We start from the raw sequence: 17,264 nt of genomic DNA, 5'->3' as shown, positions 1-17,264 counted from the left end.
GGCCCCGCGCGTGGTCCTAGTCGGTCGTCCCCTCGCGGTACCCCTCGGCCAGCCACCCCAGTCGACGGAGCGTCTCGCGGTTGCGCGGACCGAGCAGCAGCGCCTGGATCGCCCGGGGCACGAGCGCGCCCGGACCGGAGACGGCGTCCTCGGTCATCGTGACGTGGGTGCCGCCCGAGACGGGCTTCAGGGCGAAGGCGACCCGTGCCTCCCCCATGGGCCACCCGCGGGCGATCAGGACGACGCGACGGGGCGGCTCCCACTCGACGATGCTCGTCGTGTCGTCGATGACCGCCGGCCAGACGCCGAACGAGTGGCTGATCTTCGCCCCGGCCTCGGGCCAGGCCCGCTCGACGGCGCGGACGCGTGATGCGCCGACGACCCAGCTGGGATACGACCAGCCGTCGCCGAACACCCGGAAGACGTCGTCGGGCGACGCGTCGATGAACCTCTCCTCGATGCTCACTTCTTCTCCGTATCGTCGGGCCCCAGGCGGGGCAGGCGGGTGATGCCGAACTCGTGGCGCAGCGCGCTCCGGGCGGCGTAGGCGCCGCCCATGCCGTGCACGCTCGGGCCGGGCGGGACGGACGACGAGGCGAGGTACACCCCGGGCACGGGGGTCCGCCACGGTTCCGTCGAGACGACGGGTCGAGCGACCAGCTGGCGGAGGCTCGGCGCTCCCGAGGCGATGTCGCCGCCGATGTAGTTCGGGTCGTGGGCCTCGAGCTCGTCGGCGCTGAACGAGTGCGACGCCAGGACGACGTCGCGGAAGCCGGGGGCGAAGCGCTCGATCTGCGCGGTGATGACCTCGGTCATGTCCCGGGTGCTCCCCGACGGCACGTGCGCGTAGGTCCACAGGGAGTGCTGTCCCTCGGGCGCCCGGGTGTCGTCGACGACGCTCGGCTGGACGACCAGGACGAACGGGTCGTCGGACTCCCGCCCGTGGGCCACGTCGTGCTCGGCTCGCGCGACGTCGGCGCGATCGCCGCCGAGGTGCACGGTGGGCGACCCGCGCAGGGCGTCGACGGCCCAGGGCACCGGACCGCTGAGGGCGAAGTCGACCTTCGACGCGCCTCCTCCGTATCGGAACCGCTCGAGACGGCGGCGGTAGCCGTCGGGGAGGCGCGGGCCGGCCATCGAGATCAGCTGACGGGGCGTCACGTCGAGCAGGGCGACGTCGCTGTCGAGCTGTCCGAGGTCGGTGATCTCGGTGTCGGTCTCGATGACCCCGCCGTGCGCGAGCAGGTCGGCGGCCAGGGCGTCGGCGATCGACTGGCTGCCGCCGCGGGGCAGGGCCCAGCCCCGCCCGTGGCCGTGGACCGCGAGGGTGAGACCCGCGGCGGAGGCCGACAGGCTCGGCATCGGCCGGATGGCATGCGCCATGACGCCCGCCAGCAGGGCGCGCGCCTCCCGTGTGCGCAGCCCCGCGTCCCACCAGGGCCCGCCCTGCCCGAGGATCCTCAGGCCGAACTCGATGACGGCGCCGGGGTGTCTCGGCACCTGGAGGATCGGCGAGAGCGTGAACTGCGAGATCTCCGCCTCGAGCTCGACGAGACGCTCGAACATCAGGCGCCAGGTCCGCCCGTCGACGCCGAGGCCGTCGACGGTGCGATCGAGGTCGCGGTAGGCGACGCCGGCCGTGCCGCCGTCGACCGGGTGGGCGTACGAGATCTCGGGCACGATCATCTCGACCCGCTGCTCGAGACCCCACCGCCGGAAGAACCCGGACGCCATCGCCATCGGATGCACGGCCGAGCAGATGTCGTGCCGGAAACCGGGCAGCGTCAGCTCGGACGTTCGCGTGCCGCCCCCCAGCGTCGACGCCCGCTCGACGAGCTGGACCCTCAGCCCCGCCCGGGCGAGCACGACCGCCGCGGCCAGCCCGTTCGGGCCGGCCCCCACGACGGAGGCGTCGAAGGGACGACTCATCGGCTCCGCCCCGACACCGCCCGGACGGTCGCGAGACCCGCGCCCAGGGCGGCGGCGACGGCGATGCCCCGGCTCACCCCGCGGTTGCGCGTGTACCAGATCTGAGGGCTCGTCCTGTGAGCCATGTCGCTGAAGATCCCCCGCGCGCCGTGATCCCCGGCCGTGGGCTCGTAGAGGTTGTCGGGGAGCATCGGCTCCTTCTTCTGAGGCGCCTGCTGACCGGAGTACCCGGTCTTCGCGAGGAAGACGTCCATGAATCCCGCGGCGAAGCGGTTGCCGAGGATCGTCCCCAGGGTGGGCTCGCCGATCCACGACCGGCGGCGGGGCTTGTCGGCGACGTCGGCGATGGCCCGGGCCCCCACCTCGGGCTCGTAGATCGGCGCGACGGGCATGGGGTGCTCGGGCAGGGTCGTCCGCACCCAGTTGAACTGGATCGTGTTGAGGGCCGGCATGTCGACGGTCGAGATCCGGACGGCGCTGTCGTTGTGCAGCAGCTCGGTCGTGACCGACTCGGTGAACCCCTGGACGGCGTGCTTGGCCGCGCAGTACGCGGCCTGCAGGGGGATGCCCCGGTGGGCGAGAGCCGAACCGACCTGGATGACGTGACCGGCGTCTCGCGGGACCATCCGCGAGAGCGCGGCACGTGTGCCGTTGACGAAGCCGAAGTAGTTCACGGCGGTGGCGCGCTCGAAGTCGTCCGGGTCCGTCTCGAGGAACTCCCCGAAGACCCCGACCATGGCGTCGTTCACCCAGAGGTCGATGGGGCCCCACTCCGACTCGACCCGGTCCGCGGCGGCCTCGACCTGCAGACGGTCGGCGACGTCGGTCGGGATTCCCAGCGCGCGACGCCCTGCGGCCTCCACGTCGGCGACGGCGCCGTCCAGGCCGTCCTGGCCGCGAGCGAGGACGGCGACGTCCCAGCCGCGGGCGGCGAGCTCCCGGACCGTGGCCCGGCCGAGTCCGGCGGTTCCTCCGGTGACGACGGCGATCCTGCTGGTGCTCATGCTTCTCCTCGACTCATCCTCGCGTTCACGGGTCTCCGACGGTAGTCGTTCACGACCGAGGAGGCGCGACTCACGTGAGTCGCGCCTCCTCGGTGGTCACCGTGGCGCCGGCCGCTCGGTGCTAGATGTCGAAGCCTCCGAAGTCGCCCCCGCCGAAGTCGCCGCCGCCGAACCCGCCGCCGCCGAAGTCACCGCCGCCGAAGTCCCCGCCTCCGTCGCCCGCGCCGGAGTCGGCGCCCGCCGTCTCCGTTCCCGCGTCGGCGGAGTCCGCGCCGGTGTCGCCCTCGCCGCCGCCGTCGCCCTCGCCGCCCTCGGCCGTGGCCCCGGCGTCGGGCAGGAACGCGCTCACGAGGGCCGAGCCGATCACGAAGCCCGCGACCGTGCCGAGAAGCGATCCGCCGATCATCGACCCCATGCCCGGTCCGCGACGCCCGGCGCCGCCCTGCTGCCCCGGGCCACCGCCGCCGCCGAGCGTCCGCTCGAGCGTTCCGGGCTGACGGAGCTCCGAGCGGGTGGCGGCCTGCGCGAGCGAACCGGCGTCGTCGCCGCGCGGACGCTCACCCTCGGGCGACTGGGCGCTGAGCTCGTCGAACACGAGTCGTCGCTGCTCGGGCGTGAGCTTCTCGAACGCCTCGGCGTGCACCTGCTCGATGGTCTCGGGCGGCGCCGTTCGCAGCAGATAGCGGTAGCGCTCGACGGCGATCTCGTCGTCGCTGCGGGCGGGGGCCGCCGTGCCGGGCCGGGCAGGGGGCTGCTGACCGTACGGCTGGTCGTAGGACTGCTGACCGTACGGCTGGTCGTACGACTGCTGACCGTACGGCCGCGGGTCGGCCGCGGGTCGGCCGCCGGGCTGATCCGGTCGCTGGTCGTCTCGGCCGAGGAGCCTGTCGAGGAATCCCATCGATGCGTTCCGTTCCGTGTCGGTGTGCGCGGTGCGGAAGCAGCCGCACGCACGACAGTAGGACCCGGCGCCCCCCGCCGCCTGAGCGCGCCGTGCGGATCAGCCGTGGACGTCGTCGCGGGGCCGGGTCGGCCCGGCGTCCGCACCGCGCCGCCGTCGCCGGAGCAGGGCGCGGATCACGAGCCAGACGACGACCCCGGCGATCGCTCCGTAGACGATGTAGTCGAGGTACTTCGCGTACTGGTCGATCAGCTCGTACTGCGTTCCGAGGGCGGCGCCCAGGGCGATGAGGAGGGTGTTCCAGATGCCGCTGCCGACGATCGTGAAGAGCGAGAAGGTAGCCAGCGGCATGCGGTCGGCGCCGGCCGGCAGCGAGATGAGACTGCGGACGCCGGGGATGAAGCGCCCGAAGAACACGGCCGAGCGACCATGGCGGTGGAACCACCCCGCGGCCTTGTCGAAGTCCTCGCGCTCGACGAGCGGCAGCTTCGAGAGCCACCGGATGCTCCGCTCGAGGCCGAGCTTGGCCCCGAGCAGGTACAGCACGAGGGCGCCGACGTACGCGCCGAGCGTCGTGACGACGATGAGCAGCCCGATGTTCATGTCGCCGCTTCCGGCGAGAGCGCCGGCGAGCGGCAGGATCAGCTCGCTCGGGATCGGCGGGAAGATCGTCTCGATGAACGTCAGGAGGCCGACGCCCCACTCGCCGAGCGCGTCGATGACCCGTGACGCGATGCCGACGATGCCCCCGCTCTCGGTCAGCGATCCGGGGGCGGAGGCGGCGGACAGGAGGGCGCTCGGGGCGGCGGAGGAGGTCATGGATCCCTGGGTCGGTTCGGGTCCCGCTCGGGTCGGGCTCGGATCGGCAGGTCGAGTATGCCGGGCCTGCCTGGGAGGGGACCGCCCGCGTCAGGCCGAGCGGCCGCTTCCCCGGCGACGCCCGACGAGCCCCGCGACGAGCCGCCAGCCGACCAGGAGCACCCCGAGCACGACGGCCGTGACGACCACGAAGCTCGGCTCGATCCCCTGACCCGAGGCGACGCGCAGCAGGACGCCGACGACGACCGTGGAGACCCAGACGACGAGACCGGCCCGCGGACCCGCCGGCGGCCATCCGACGCCGAGGACGCTCGCCCAGCCGACGACGAGGCCGACGGCGAAGGGCCAGGTCGTCGTCAGGACCCCGAGCGGGTCGAGCGCCTCGGCGTGGCTGCTGCGCCCGATCAGCACGAACACCAGGACGAGCGCGAGATCGACGACGAGCGCCCACCAGGAGGCGCGGGGACGTCGGGTGCGGACCGGACGGGTGGTCATGGGAGCCTTCCGAGAGGGGACGGGGTCACGAGGGCTGCTCGAGGGTCTGCGAGAGCTCCGACAGCAGGTCGTCGATCTGCGGGTCGACCAGGCGCTCGACGGCGTCGCCGATGCGTCCCCGCTGCTCGACCAGGGCGAAGCACACGGTGGTGCCGACCGAGTGCGCGTGGTCGTCGGCCAGCGCCAGTTCCCGGCGCAGCGCCTCCTTCGCCTCGTCCGTGTACTCGACGGGGGTGCCGGGTCGGGACCCGGCAGGAGGCGCGTCCTCCTCGGCGAGGCCGGCCAGCGTGAACAGGAACGGCTGACCCGGATCGGGCTCGGGGTCCACGTCGAGTCCCTCGAACTCGAGATCGAGACCGACATCGGGTCGATACGCGCTCTCGTCGGCGCTCTCGGCGTCCCGGCGCAGCTCGCGATCGACGAGCGGCAGGTTGCGCGCCGTGTACGCCTCGACCTCGTCGTCGACGATGTGGCGGAGTCGGTTCAGCAGCGCGTGCTGGACGGCGTGGGGCACGTCGCGGTCGAAGCCGGCGGCCGTGGCGACCGGCGAGCCGAAGCAGAGGCGGCAGACCCGGGTCCGGCCGCGCGCGGTGCCGATGCGCCACCGGGGCAGCCAGCGCAGCCAGGCGTCGACGGCGCTCTGGACGCGCCCTTCGATCGAATCGGCCATGCCGTCGAATCTACGGGCATCCGCCGGAGATGGCGCGGTCCGCCCGGGCGATTCCCCGGGGCCGACGCCCGTCCGACGTCAGTCGACCGTGACGAAGTCGATGAGGCGCTCGACCGGACCGAGCAGGGCGGGCTCGAGGTCGGCGAACGTCCGCACGCGCGACAGGATCCGCTGCCAGGCGGCGGCGATGTCGGCCTGATCGTCGTGAGGCCAGCCGAGGGCGTCGCAGATGCCGTGCTTCCACTCGATCGAGCGGGGCACCGTCGGCCAGGCGGAGAGACCGAGCCGCGCGGGCTTCACGGCCTGCCAGACGTCCACGAACGGGTGGCCGACGACCAGCACGCTCTCGGCGGCGGGGCCCCGCATGACGGACTCGGCGATCCGGCTCTCCTTCGATCCGGCGACGAGGTGGTCGACGAGGACCCCGACCCGGCGCGTCGACGAGGGGCGGAATCCGGCCAGCACCTCGGCCAGGTGATCGACGCCCTCGAGGTACTCGACGACGACCCCCTCGATGCGGAGGTCCGAACCCCAGACCTTCTCCACGAGCTCGGCGTCGTGGCGGCCCTCGACGAAGATGCGGCTCTCGCGAGCGACGCGCGCGCGGGCGCCGTCGACGGCGAACGAGCCCGACGCCGTGCGGGCCCGGCCCGCCGGCGCGGCACGCGGCACGCGGAGCGCCACCGGCGCACCGTCGATCAGGAATGAGCCCGACAACGGGAACGCCCTCACCCGCCCCTTCCAGTCCTCCAGCTCGACGAGGCCGGAGGAGACCCGCACGATCGCGCCCGTGAATCCGCTGCCGAGCTCTTCGACGACGAGGTCGCGGACGGCGTCGGTCGGGGTCGCGACCGGACGCGCGGAGCGCTTCCAGTCGCCGCTCAGGACGTCGTCGCCGTATCGGTCGTCAGTCACGGGGAGGGAGGCCTCTCTGCTGTGGTCGGGGCTGGTACGGGCGCGGCGGCCCCTTCGTCGGAGGCGAGGACGCCTCGCCGGGGCGCGGGGCCGGGCGCGGTGCCGGAGTCCTGCCGGCGCCTCCCGCGACCTCGCGCGACCCGGCCCCCGGCGCCGACGTCGCGACGATCCCGCGCGGGCCCCTCGGCTCGTCGCGCGACGCCGACCGCTCGGTCGGGACCCGGCGCTCGGTCGAGCGCGGCGGGGTGAAGCCGGCGGTGAGCACCCAGGTGAACCAGACGAGCATGCCGACGACGTAGACGATCGACAGGGCCAGGGGGATCCACCACGACCCGGCGATCCCGCCGTCCTGCCCGAGGAGGGCGACGACGACGAGCGCTGCGACGAACCAGAGGGCCGCCGCCGTGCTGCGGGCCAGGTAGACGGCCAGCCTCCGGCGGAGCTCGCGACGCCGCGACGCGTGCTTCCAGTGGGTTCCGCGGGGCACGAGCAGGTGGCGCACCGGCGTCCATGCCAGCGCCGCCGCCGAGAGGAGATAGACGACGACGAGGGCGAGGACCGTGGCCGCTGTGACGAGCAGGAGGTCGTCTCGGCTGGCGAAGGCCGCTCCTCCCCCGCCGGGGGAACGGATGATCGTGACCCTGTCCGGCAGCAGCGACGACGCCGCCACGATGACCACGACCAGACCCGCCACCGCCACCCCGACGGGGGCGGCGGGGCGGATCCAGCGGGGCGCGCTCATCCGGCGGCTCCGCCTCGGGATCGGACGACGACGACCATGCCGCCGCGCGTCAGGCCTGCGCGCGCTCGAGCACCAGCTCGCGCACGCGGGCCGCGTCGGCCTGGCCCCTCATGGCCTTCATGACCGCACCGATCACGGCGCCGGCCGCCTGCACCCGGCCGTCGCGGATCTTCGCGAGCACGTCCGGCTGCCCGGCGAGGGCCTCGTCGATCGCGGCGATCAGGGCGCCGTCGTCCGAGACGACCTTCAGGCCGCGCTTCTCGACGACCTCGACGGGAGACCCCTCGCCGGCCACGACCCCTTCGAGCACCTGACGCGCCAGCCGGTCGGTCAGGTCGCCCGACTCGACCAGCGCGATGAGCTCGCTGACGTGGAGGGGCGAGACGAGGCTCGACGCCTCCACGCCCCGGGCGTTCGCCAGACGGGCGATCTCGCCCGTCCACCACTTGCGGGCCGCCTGCGGCGTCGCACCAGCCTGGACGGTCTCGACCAGCTCGGTCAGGAGACCCGAGTTGACGACGTCCTGGAACTCGAGGTCCGCGAAGCCCCACTCGGCCTTCAGGCGACGCCGCAGGGCGACCGGAGCCTCGGGGAGCGCGAGGCGGAGCTCCTCGACGAGCTCGCGCGGCGGCACGACCGGAAGCAGGTCGGGCTCGGGGAAGTACCGATAGTCGTCGGCGTCGCTCTTGGGGCGACCCGCCGAGGTCCGACCGGTGTCCTCGTGCCAGTGACGCGTCTCCTGGGTGATCGTCCCGCCACCGTCGAGGATCGCCGCCTGACGCTGGATCTCGTGCCGGATGGCGCGTTCGACCGAGCGGAACGAGTTGACGTTCTTGGTCTCGGTCCGGGTGCCGAGCTTCTCCTGGCCGTGCGGGCGGAGCGACACGTTGGCGTCGCAGCGCAGGTTGCCGCGCTCCATCCGCGCCTCGCTGACGCCGAGCGACCGCACGATGTCGCGGATGGTCGAGACGTAGGCGGCGCCGAGCTCGGGGCCGAGGGCGCCCGCGCCGATGATGGGCTTGGTGACGATCTCGACGAGGGGGATGCCCGCGCGGTTGTAGTCGACGAGCGAGTACTCGGCCCCCTGGATGCGACCCGTCGAGCCGCCGACGTGCGTCAGCTTGCCGGCGTCCTCCTCCATGTGGGCCCGCTCGATCGGGATCCGGAAGACGGTCCCGTCGGGCAGCTCGACCTCGACCTCGCCCTCCGAGGCGATGGGCTCGTCGAACTGGCTGACCTGGTAGTTCTTGGGGTTGTCGGGGTAGAAGTAGTTCTTGCGAGCGAACCGCGAGCTCTCGGCGATCGAGCACCCGAGCGCGAGTCCGAGGCTGATCGAGTACCTCACGGCCTGCTCGTTGACCACCGGCAGCGAGCCCGGGAGTCCGAGGTCGACCGGGGTGACGTTCGTGTTCGGGGCGCCGCCGAAGAAGTTGGGCGCATCCGAGAACATCTTCGTCTTCGTGGCCAGCTCGACGTGCACCTCGAAGCCGAGGACGACCTCGAACTTCTCGAGGGCCTCGTCGTAGTCCATCAGGTCTGCCTTGGCCATCAGATGACTCCTTCGGTGGCGGCGTTCTGCTCGGTGCTGCTGAGATCGGGGGCGCGCGAGATGAGGGTGCGCCCCCAGCTCTGCTCGAGCAGCTGCTCGAGGGCGGCGCCGTAGGTGTAGAGGCGGGCGTCCTGTCGGGCCGGCGCCATGAACTGGAGACCGACCGGGAGGCCGTCCTCCGGGGCGAGTCCCATGGGGACCGTGATCCCGGGGATGCCGGCGAGGTTCGCCGGGATCGTCGTGATGTCGTTCAGGTACATCGCCAGCGGATCGTCGATCTTCGAACCGAGCGGGAACGCCGTGGTCGGCGCGGACGGCGAGACGAGCACGTCAACGTCGGCGAACGCCTTCGCGAAGTCGCGCTGCACGAGCGTGCGCACCTTCTGAGCGCTGCCGTAGTAGGCGTCGTAGTAGCCCGCGCTCAACGCGTACGTGCCGAGGATGATGCGGCGCTTGACCTCGGGGCCGAACCCGGCCTCGCGGGTCGCGGCCATGACGTCCTCGACGGTTCCGCCGCCCTCGGGGACGACGCGCATGCCGAAGCGGACCGAGTCGAACTTCGCGAGGTTGCTCGACGCCTCCGCCGGGAGGATCAGGTAGTAGGCGCTGATCGCGTACTCGAAGCTGGGGGCCGACACCTCGACGATCTCGGCGCCGGCGCCCGTCAGCAGTTCGAGGGCCTCCGAGAAGCGCGTCTTGACTCCGCCCTGGAACCCCTCGCCGTTCAGCTCCTTCACGACGCCGATCCGCACGCCCTTCAGCGCACCGCCGGCGAGACCGGCACGGGCGGCCTCGGTGAACGAGGGCCACTCGTCGCGCAGCGAGGTCGAATCGCGGGGATCGTGCCCCTTGATGACGTCGTGCAGCAGAGCCGAGTCGAGCACGGTGCGGCTGACCGGACCGACCTGGTCGAGCGAGCTGGCGAGCGCGATCGCGCCGTACCGGCTGACCGAGCCGTAGGTGGGCTTGACGCCGACGGTGCCCGTCACGGCACCCGGCTGGCGGATCGAACCGCCGGTGTCGCTGCCGAGCGCGAGCGGAGCCTCGAAGGCCGCGACGGCCGCCGCCGAGCCACCGCCCGACCCGCCGGGGATGCGGTCGAGCGACCACGGGTTGTGGGTCGGACCGTAGGCCGAGAACTCGGTCGACGAGCCCATCGCGAACTCGTCCATGTTGGTCTTGCCGAGGGGCACGAGATCGGCGGCGCGGAGCTTCTGGACGACCGTCGCGTCGTACGGCGGGATCCAGCCCTCGAGGATGCGGCTGCCCGAGGTCGAGGGCATGTCGATGGTGCAGAGGACGTCCTTCACGGCGATCGGCACACCGGCCAGCGGGCCGAGCGCGTCGCCGGCGGCGCGACGACGATCGACGTCGGCGGCCGTGGCGAGCGCGGCGTCGCTGACGTGGAGGAAGGCGTGCACGTCGCCGTCGACGGCGGCGATGCGGTCGAGGTGGGCCTGCGTCGCTTCGACCGACGAGACCTCGCCCGTCGCGAGCTTCGTGGACAGGTCGGCCGCGCTGAGGCGGATGAGGCTTGCGGTGTCGGTCATCTCTACTGCTCTTCTCCGAGGATGGCGCTCACCCGGAAGCGCGAGCCGTCGTGGTCGGGGGCTCCGGACAGCGCCTGCTCGGCGGTCAGCGTCTCGCCGACGACGTCGGGGCGGAAGACGTTCTCGAGCGGGATCGGGTGGCTCGTCGCCGGCACGTCGTCGGTGGCGACCTCGGCCACCTTGGCGACGTTGTCGACGATCTGCCCGAGCTCCCGGGTCATGGTGTCGATCTCGTCGGCGGTGAGGGCGATGCGGGCGAGACCGGCGAGGTGCTCGACCTGCTCGCGCGTGATGTCAGACATGGTGCTCCGTCACAGATTCGTGTGGGGTACAGCGCTTGGGGGTCGCCGACGATTCTACGGGGCGGCGCGGACGGCCGACCCGCGCCTCCCCGGGGTCGCGTCAGTCGCGGGCGTAGAGGTCCTGAGGGCGAACCAGCGCGATGTCGGGCAGTTCGGGGCCGCCGGTGCCGGGGGTCCGCTCGTCGACGTCGACGAGCTCGCCGTGACCGAGCCCGATGAGGGCGATGCTCCGCAGCGACTCGGTCCCGGGGCGCAGGTAGTCGTTGTGCCCGAGGGCGGCCGAGAGCGCCTGACCGGTCAGACCGTCCGGGCCGCCGCCCGTGTGCATCAGCACCGCGCCGAAGGCCGCGGACCCCGGATCGGCCCCGAAGGCGCCGCTGCCCGCGACCGGGTCGAAGCTCCCCGCGGCGGCGTAGACGTCGCTGCCGACGACGGCCAGCTGCGTCGCGGTCTCGACGACGCTGCCAGGCGAGCCGAGGAGGACGAGCGAGTCGACGGTGACGCGACCGGACGACAACGCCATCGTCGCGGCCGTCGACCCGTACGAGTGAGCGACGACCGTGACCCGCGCCGGGTCGTCCGCTCGCACCGCGGCGAGTCCGGCGATCGCGTCGGCGAGGTGCGCGGCGCCCACCCGGGCGAGGTCGAGCGAGTAGACGTTCGTGAGATCGGGCGTGCGGTAGCCCATCCACGCCACCACGGCGGTCGTCTGCGGGGCGTCCGCCGACCGTCCAGCCAGCAGGGTGGCCCAGGCCGCCTGCTCGTCGTAGAGGTCGCCGGCCGTCTCCGACCAGTCGACGATCTGGCCGCTCACCGTGAAGAGCATGCCGGGGACGAGGACGCTGACGTCGTCGGCCGTGTCGAGGTCACCGACCACGACGGCGGCGCGACCCGGCATGACCGTGTCCAGCGCCACGAGATGCCGGTCGGCCGTGCCGCTGGTCCGGTCGGCGAGCGCGGCACCCACCTCGTCGAGCATCGCCGCCCGGGCGAGGTCGTCGGGGCTCGTCGAACCTCCCGCGAGACGGATGTCGAGCGCTGCGACCGCATCGGAGAGGAACGAGCGGTTGGCCGTGTCGCGCGCAGCGTACGGAACGCCCTCGAGATTCCCGACGAGCCCGGGGAGCGCGGTCGTCAGCCGATCCTGATGGACCCGGTCGAGCGACTCCCACCAGGCCAGCACGGTCGCGGGGGCGACGTCGGCGGTCAGCGCCGAGCTCGTGGTCCCGATGTCGTCGCCCGCGGGGTCGAGCGTCTGGCGCAGGACGTCGAGCGACGCCGAGGAGGCGCGGGTCAGCTCGCCGAGGCACCGCGCCCCGTCGAGCTCGTCGGCCTCGTCGACGACGCAGGCCCGCTCGAGGACGAGCGCGCTCGTCGACGCCGGGCCCGAGTCCGTGGCGGAGACGACGGTCGCGGAGGTCGCGGGTGGGGCCTCGACCACGCCGAAGACGTGGATCGAGGCACTCAGGATCGCTGCAGCGAGGAACAGCACGTCGGGTCTTCCCCCTCGAGGCGCATCTGTACCCCGGACTCCCTACAGTCCGAAGACGATGCGTGCTCATATCGTAGGGGCGACCGGTGACGCGTCACCAGACGGTCTAGCGATCTTCTGGCGCTTCGTCCCCCGTTTCGGGTACCGGGAGGGCCGCTGGGCCCTCCTTAATGAGGACTTGAAATTGCGCGGCATCGATGATTCGCACACCGAGGGCCTCCGCCTTCGCCAGCTTGGACCCGGCGCCCGGGCCCGCCGCGACGAAGTCCGTCTTCTTGCTCACGCTGTTCCCGGCCTTGCCGCCCGCCGCGAGGATCGCCTCCTGCGCCCCTTCGCGGCTGAATCCCTCGAGGCTGCCGGTCGCGACCACGGTCAGCCCGGCCAGCACTCCCCCGGCGGCCTCGGCCGCCCCCGGTCCCGGGTGACCCGGAGTGGTGAGCTGCACCCCGGCGGCAGCCCAGCGATCGATGATCTCGACATGCCAGTCGACGGCGAACCAGTCGCTGAGGGCGTCCGCGATGATCCCGCCGACCCCGTCGACGGCGGCGAGCGCATCGCGATCAGCCGCTCGGATCGCCTCGAGCGACCCGAAGTGATTCGCCAGAGCTCGGGCGGCGACCGGACCGACGTGGCGGATGCTGAGACCCACGAGGATCCGCCAGAGCGGACTCGTCTTGGCCTTCTCGAGGTTGGCGAGCATCTCGAGCGCGCTCTTGGACGGGACGTGGTCCGCGTCGCCGGAGAACTCCGACGCTTCGGGATCGAACGGGCCGTCGCGCTTGGCGCGCCGACGGCGGAACGGCGTGACGAGCTTGGGGGCGCCATCGGCCTCGAGGCGCTGCATGCCCGTCTCGGAATCGCGCACGACGACGCGCACCGGGAAGATGTCGGCGATGGTCAGATCGAAGAGACCGGCCTCGGTGCGCAGGGGCGGTGTCGCCGGCTCCGCCGGCTGGGTCAGGGCCGCCGCGGCGACCTCGCCGAGACCCTCGACGTCGAGCGAGCCGCGCGACGCGATGTGCTCGACGCGGCCCCTGACCTGCGCGGGGCAGCTCTCGGCGTTCGGGCAGCGGAGGTCGATGTCGCCCTCTTTGGCGGGCCGGAGGGGCGTGCCGCACTCGGGGCAGTCGGCCGGCATGACGAATTCGCGCTCGGTGCCGTCGCGCAGCTCGGCGACCGGTCCGAGCACCTCGGGGATGACGTCGCCCGCCTTGCGCAGCACGACGGTGTCGCCGATCAGGACGCCCTTCGCCTTGACCACCTGCTGGTTGTGCAGGGTCGCCTGGCGCACCTCGCTGCCGGCCACCTCGACCTTCTCCATGACGGCGAACGGCGTGGCGCGCCCCGTGCGGCCGACGCTGACGACGATGTCGAGGAGGGTCGTGTTGACCTCCTCGGGCGGGTACTTGAACGCGGTCGCCCACCGGGGAGCGCGACTGGTCGACCCGAGCTCCTCGTGCAGAGCCAGGTCGTCGACCTTCACGACGATGCCGTCGATCTGATGCTCGACGGAGGCGCGGCGGACGCCGTAGTCGTGGATGAACGCCTGGACCTCGGCGACCGTGTCGAAGACCCGGTGGTGGGTCGAGATGGGCAGACCCCAGCCGCCGAGCAGGTCGTAGACCTCCGACTGCGAACGCACCTCGGTGGCGCGTTCCAGATCGCCGACCGGCCACGCGCCGATGCCGTGCACCAGCATCCGCAGGCGACGGAGGCGCGCGTGCATCAGCTCGCGCTTCTCGGGGCTCTTGCCCTCCTCCTTCTGACGCAGCGAGCCGGCGGCGGCGTTGCGGGGGTTCGCGAAGACCCGTTCACCGGCCTCGCGCTGCCGGGCGTTGAGCTCGTCGAATTCGCTGACGGGGAAGAAGATCTCGCCGCGCACCTCGACGAGAGGCGGATGCCCCGTGCCCGAGAGCCGTTCGGGGATCGAGCCCATGGCGAGCACGTTGCCCGTGACGTCCTCTCCGACGACCCCGTCGCCGCGGGTGGCCGCCGTGACGAGCAGCCCGTTCTCGTAGCGCAGGTTGATGGCGAGGCCGTCGATCTTCAACTCGGTGAGGAACCGCACCCGCTCGCCGCCGGCGTCACGCTGCACCTTGCCGGCCCACTCGGCGAGCTCGTCGTCGCTGAAGACGTTGTCCAGGCTCAGCATGCGCTCGGCGTGCTCGACGGGCGCGAACTGCGTGGTCTCGGCGCGGCCGCCGACCGTCTGCGTCGGGCTGTCGTCCTTCTGCAGCTCGGGATGGGCGCGCTCGATGGCGTCGAGTCGGCGCACCAGCCCGTCGTACTCGGCGTCGGAGGCGGTGGACGCGTTGCCCTCGTAGTACTGGTCTCGCAGATCGAGGATGACGGCGGTGAGCCGCTCGGCCTCGTCGCGCGCGGAGGACAGGTCGGCGGGGACCTCGGTGTCGCTCATGACGGGGCTCAGGCGAGGGCGGTCGGGACCGGGACGGCGCTGACCGTGCGGTCGATCGTGCACTGGCCGAGCACGCGGGTTCCGACGTAGACGACGGCGGTCTGCCCGGGGGCCACGCCGTTGAGGGGTTCGCGAGGTGTGATCACGAGTTCAGTCTTACCCGCACCCTCCGACACGCGCGCCACCGCGGGCACCGGGTCGGCGTGGGCCCGGATCTGGACGTCGCACTCGAACTCGGTCGTCGGGTCGGCCGGGGGCAGTCCGGCCCAGGTGAAGGATCGTCCGGCGATCTCGGCGATGTCGAGGGCCTCCTTCGGCCCGACGACGACCGTGTTGTCGACGGGTCGCACCTCGAGCACGAAGCGGGGCTTGCCGTCGTCGGCCGGGAACCCGATGTTCAGGCCCTTGCGCTGACCGACCGTGAAGGCGTGAGCACCCTCGTGGCTGCCGATGACGGACCCGCTGCGGTCGAGGATCTCGCCGGTCTCGGCGCCGACCCGCTCGGCCAGCCAGCCCCGGGTGTCGCCGTCGGGGATGAAGCAGATGTCGTGGCTGTCGGGCTTCGTGGCGACGCTGAAGCCGCGCTCGGCCGCTTCGGCCCGCACCTCGGCCTTCGACGGGGTGGCTCCCAGCGGGAACATCGAGTGCGCGAGCTGCTCCGTGGTCAGGACGCCCAGCACGTAGGACTGGTCCTTCGCCCAGGCGGAGGCGCGGTGCAGCTCGCGGTTGCCCTGGTCGTCCGTGAGGATCGTCGCGTAATGCCCCGTGCACACCGCGTCGAACCCGAGGGCGAGCGCCTTCTCGAGGAGGGCCGCGAACTTGATGCGCTCGTTGCAGCGCATGCACGGGTTCGGCGTCCGACCGGCCGTGTACTCCGCGACGAAGTCGTCGACGACGTCGAGCTTGAACCGCTCGCTGAAGTCCCAGACGTAGTACGGGATGCCGATCTTGTCGGCCGCCCGCTGCGCATCCATGCTGTCTTCGATGGTGCAGCAGCCGCGGCTGCCGGTGCGGAGGGTGCCGGGCATCCGGCTGAGGGCCAGGTGGACCCCGACCACGTCATGGCCGGCCTCGACCGCCCTCGCCGCGGCGACCGCCGAGTCGACGCCGCCGCTCATCGCTGCCAGAACCTTCATCCGGCAAGTGTACGCAGCCATCGTCGCCGCGGCAGGGCCCCGCGGAGCGACCCGGGCATAGTCTGACCGACGACATGACCGACTCATCCCCCGACTTCAGCATGCGGTCGGTCGCTCTCGCGGCGTTCCTGCCCGCCGCCCTCTTCGCCATCGGCGAGGGGGCGATCATCCCGATCATCCCCGTGGTGGCGAGCGGCCTCGGAGCCTCGCTCCCGTTCGCCGCGTTCGTGGCAGCGCTCATCCTCGTCGGCGAGCTCGTCGGAGACATCCCGAGCGGGTGGCTCGTGTCGCGGGTCGGCGAGCGCAGCAGCATGATCGGCGCCTCGCTCGTGAGCATCGGCGGTCTCGTGACCTGCCTCCTCGCCCCCAACGAGGTCGTGCTGGCGGTGGGCGTGCTCGTGATCGGTCTGGCGACCGCCGTCTTCGCGCTGGCTCGTCACGCGTTCATGACGAGCTTCGTGCCGATCGCCGTCCGGGCGAGGGCCCTGTCGAGCCTCGGCGGCGTCTTCCGACTCGGGTACTTCGTCGGGCCGTTCCTCTCGGCGGGCGTCATCGAGCTCACCGGCAGCGTGCAGTCCGCCTTCGTCGTGCACATCGTCGGCTGCCTCGGCGCGGCGGTCTCGCTCCTCGTCCTCCGCGACCCGTCGGCGTCGTTCGGTCCGACGCCGGCCGCGCGTCGCAGCACGGCCGAGCCCGACCTCGTCGCCCTCGAACGTCAGGGGCTCTTCGCCACGCTCCGGCGCCATTGCGGCGTCCTCGTCAAGCTCGGCAGCGGCGCAGCCCTGATCGGGGCGATGCGCTCGGGCCGCCAGGTGATGCTGCCGCTCTGGGCCGTCAGCATCGGCCTCGGGGCGTCCGAGACCGCGATCATCATCGGCATCGCCGGGGCCGTCGACTTCGCCCTCTTCTACACGAGCGGGCAGATCATGGATCGGTACGGTCGACTCTGGAGCGCCGTCCCGTGCATGGTCGGTCTCGGACTGTCGTATCTCGCCCTCTCGCTCACCCACGATCTCGACGACCGCGTCGGATGGTTCATCGCCGTCGCGGTGGCCATGTCGCTCGCCAACGGCATCGGGAGCGGCATCCTCATGACCCTCGGCGCCGATCTCGCCGACCCGAAGGACCCGGCTCCGTTCCTGGGGGCCTGGCGCTTCACCGGCGATGCGGGCAGCGCGGGGGCGCCCCTCCTCATCTCGGCCGTGACGGCCCTCGTCTCCGTCTCGGTTGCGAGCGGCGTCATGGGTCTGCTCGGTCTCGTCGGAGCCGGCATCCTCCTCCGGTACGTTCCCCGCTACTCGCCGCACACGCCCCGCTCGAAGCGGTAGCGCCTCCCCGGCCGCC

At 72.4% G+C, this 17,264-nt stretch carries 16 protein-coding genes; 1 reads left to right on the top strand and 15 read right to left on the bottom strand.

What is annotated here, in order from left to right:
• Positions 1–16 precede the first annotated feature (16 nt).
• The 15 genes from ASF17_RS01685 to mnmA form a co-directional block, all read right to left on the bottom strand.
• Positions 17–466: an SRPBCC family protein gene (locus ASF17_RS01685; protein WP_055794604.1), complete on the bottom strand. Its 450-nt coding sequence runs from the start codon at positions 464–466 to the stop codon at positions 17–19.
• The gene (locus ASF17_RS01680; protein ID WP_055794602.1) at positions 463–1,929 is read right to left on the bottom strand and encodes a phytoene desaturase family protein; all 1,467 of its coding nucleotides are present in this window, start codon (positions 1,927–1,929) and stop codon (positions 463–465) included. The genes ASF17_RS01685 and ASF17_RS01680 overlap by 4 nt, the downstream gene beginning before the upstream one ends.
• Entirely contained in the window at positions 1,926–2,933 is a 1,008-nt protein-coding gene (locus ASF17_RS01675; RefSeq protein WP_055794600.1) for an SDR family oxidoreductase, read from the bottom strand. The genes ASF17_RS01680 and ASF17_RS01675 overlap by 4 nt, the downstream gene beginning before the upstream one ends.
• A gap of 121 nt (positions 2,934–3,054) precedes the next feature.
• Positions 3,055–3,834: a hypothetical protein gene (locus ASF17_RS01670; protein ID WP_055794598.1), complete on the bottom strand. Its 780-nt coding sequence runs from the start codon at positions 3,832–3,834 to the stop codon at positions 3,055–3,057.
• 99 nt (positions 3,835–3,933) lie between these two features.
• Positions 3,934–4,653, bottom strand: coding sequence for a DedA family protein (locus ASF17_RS01665; RefSeq protein ID WP_055794596.1), 720 nt, complete (start codon positions 4,651–4,653; stop codon positions 3,934–3,936).
• Positions 4,654–4,743: 90 nt separating this feature from the next.
• A complete protein-coding gene (locus tag ASF17_RS01660) occupies positions 4,744–5,148 on the bottom strand; it encodes a DUF3054 domain-containing protein (protein WP_055794594.1) in 405 nt (134 codons plus the stop codon).
• A 25-nt stretch (positions 5,149–5,173) separates the two neighbouring features.
• Positions 5,174–5,818, bottom strand: a complete 645-nt coding sequence (locus ASF17_RS01655) for a hypothetical protein (protein WP_055794592.1) — start codon at positions 5,816–5,818, stop codon at positions 5,174–5,176.
• Positions 5,819–5,896: 78 nt separating this feature from the next.
• Complete coding sequence (locus tag ASF17_RS01650) at positions 5,897–6,733, bottom strand: DUF3097 domain-containing protein (RefSeq protein WP_055794589.1); 837 nt, start codon at positions 6,731–6,733, stop codon at positions 5,897–5,899.
• Complete coding sequence (locus tag ASF17_RS01645) at positions 6,726–7,475, bottom strand: hypothetical protein (protein WP_055794587.1); 750 nt, start codon at positions 7,473–7,475, stop codon at positions 6,726–6,728. The genes ASF17_RS01650 and ASF17_RS01645 overlap by 8 nt, the downstream gene beginning before the upstream one ends.
• A gap of 49 nt (positions 7,476–7,524) precedes the next feature.
• Positions 7,525–9,024, bottom strand: coding sequence for an Asp-tRNA(Asn)/Glu-tRNA(Gln) amidotransferase subunit GatB (gene gatB, locus ASF17_RS01640; protein WP_055794585.1), 1,500 nt, complete (start codon positions 9,022–9,024; stop codon positions 7,525–7,527).
• Entirely contained in the window at positions 9,024–10,574 is a 1,551-nt protein-coding gene (gatA, locus tag ASF17_RS01635; RefSeq protein WP_055794584.1) for an Asp-tRNA(Asn)/Glu-tRNA(Gln) amidotransferase subunit GatA, read from the bottom strand. The genes gatB and gatA overlap by 1 nt, the downstream gene beginning before the upstream one ends.
• A gap of 2 nt (positions 10,575–10,576) precedes the next feature.
• The gene (gene gatC, locus ASF17_RS01630) at positions 10,577–10,876 is read right to left on the bottom strand and encodes an Asp-tRNA(Asn)/Glu-tRNA(Gln) amidotransferase subunit GatC (protein WP_055794582.1); all 300 of its coding nucleotides are present in this window, start codon (positions 10,874–10,876) and stop codon (positions 10,577–10,579) included.
• Positions 10,877–10,976: 100 nt separating this feature from the next.
• The gene (locus tag ASF17_RS01625) at positions 10,977–12,368 is read right to left on the bottom strand and encodes an alpha/beta hydrolase (RefSeq protein ID WP_055794580.1); all 1,392 of its coding nucleotides are present in this window, start codon (positions 12,366–12,368) and stop codon (positions 10,977–10,979) included.
• A 106-nt stretch (positions 12,369–12,474) separates the two neighbouring features.
• A complete protein-coding gene (ligA, locus tag ASF17_RS01620) occupies positions 12,475–14,784 on the bottom strand; it encodes an NAD-dependent DNA ligase LigA (protein ID WP_055795540.1) in 2,310 nt (769 codons plus the stop codon).
• 8 nt (positions 14,785–14,792) lie between these two features.
• Positions 14,793–15,920, bottom strand: a complete 1,128-nt coding sequence (gene mnmA, locus ASF17_RS01615) for a tRNA 2-thiouridine(34) synthase MnmA (protein ID WP_082474966.1) — start codon at positions 15,918–15,920, stop codon at positions 14,793–14,795.
• Positions 15,921–15,994: 74 nt separating this feature from the next.
• Between mnmA and ASF17_RS01610 the strand changes: the two genes are divergently transcribed.
• The gene (locus tag ASF17_RS01610; RefSeq protein ID WP_055794577.1) at positions 15,995–17,248 is read left to right on the top strand and encodes an MFS transporter; all 1,254 of its coding nucleotides are present in this window, start codon (positions 15,995–15,997) and stop codon (positions 17,246–17,248) included.
• Positions 17,249–17,264 lie beyond the last annotated feature (16 nt).

The sequence above is a fragment of the Frigoribacterium sp. Leaf263 genome (assembly GCF_001422285.1).
Lineage (GTDB): Bacteria > Actinomycetota > Actinomycetes > Actinomycetales > Microbacteriaceae > Frigoribacterium.
Note: the sequence above shows the minus strand (reverse complement) of the source record. Positions and strands in the feature narration are given on the sequence as shown.

What these genes read in the sequence shown, in the direction of transcription:
- gatB (WP_055794585.1), bottom strand. Translation starts at nt 9,024, where the DNA reads ATGGCCAAGGCAGACCTGATGGACTACGACGAGGCCCTCGAGAAGTTC.
- ASF17_RS01680 (WP_055794602.1), bottom strand. Translation starts at nt 1,929, where the DNA reads ATGAGTCGTCCCTTCGACGCCTCCGTCGTGGGGGCCGGCCCGAACGGG.
- ASF17_RS01655 (WP_055794592.1), bottom strand. Translation starts at nt 5,818, where the DNA reads ATGGCCGATTCGATCGAAGGGCGCGTCCAGAGCGCCGTCGACGCCTGG.
- ASF17_RS01670 (WP_055794598.1), bottom strand. Translation starts at nt 3,834, where the DNA reads ATGGGATTCCTCGACAGGCTCCTCGGCCGAGACGACCAGCGACCGGAT.
- gatC (WP_055794582.1), bottom strand. Translation starts at nt 10,876, where the DNA reads ATGTCTGACATCACGCGCGAGCAGGTCGAGCACCTCGCCGGTCTCGCC.
- ASF17_RS01645 (WP_055794587.1), bottom strand. Translation starts at nt 7,475, where the DNA reads ATGAGCGCGCCCCGCTGGATCCGCCCCGCCGCCCCCGTCGGGGTGGCG.
- ASF17_RS01665 (WP_055794596.1), bottom strand. Translation starts at nt 4,653, where the DNA reads ATGACCTCCTCCGCCGCCCCGAGCGCCCTCCTGTCCGCCGCCTCCGCC.
- ligA (WP_055795540.1), bottom strand. Translation starts at nt 14,784, where the DNA reads ATGAGCGACACCGAGGTCCCCGCCGACCTGTCCTCCGCGCGCGACGAG.
- gatA (WP_055794584.1), bottom strand. Translation starts at nt 10,574, where the DNA reads ATGACCGACACCGCAAGCCTCATCCGCCTCAGCGCGGCCGACCTGTCC.
- mnmA (WP_082474966.1), bottom strand. Translation starts at nt 15,920, where the DNA reads ATGAAGGTTCTGGCAGCGATGAGCGGCGGCGTCGACTCGGCGGTCGCC.
- ASF17_RS01660 (WP_055794594.1), bottom strand. Translation starts at nt 5,148, where the DNA reads ATGACCACCCGTCCGGTCCGCACCCGACGTCCCCGCGCCTCCTGGTGG.
- ASF17_RS01610 (WP_055794577.1), top strand. Translation starts at nt 15,995, where the DNA reads ATGACCGACTCATCCCCCGACTTCAGCATGCGGTCGGTCGCTCTCGCG.
- ASF17_RS01675 (WP_055794600.1), bottom strand. Translation starts at nt 2,933, where the DNA reads ATGAGCACCAGCAGGATCGCCGTCGTCACCGGAGGAACCGCCGGACTC.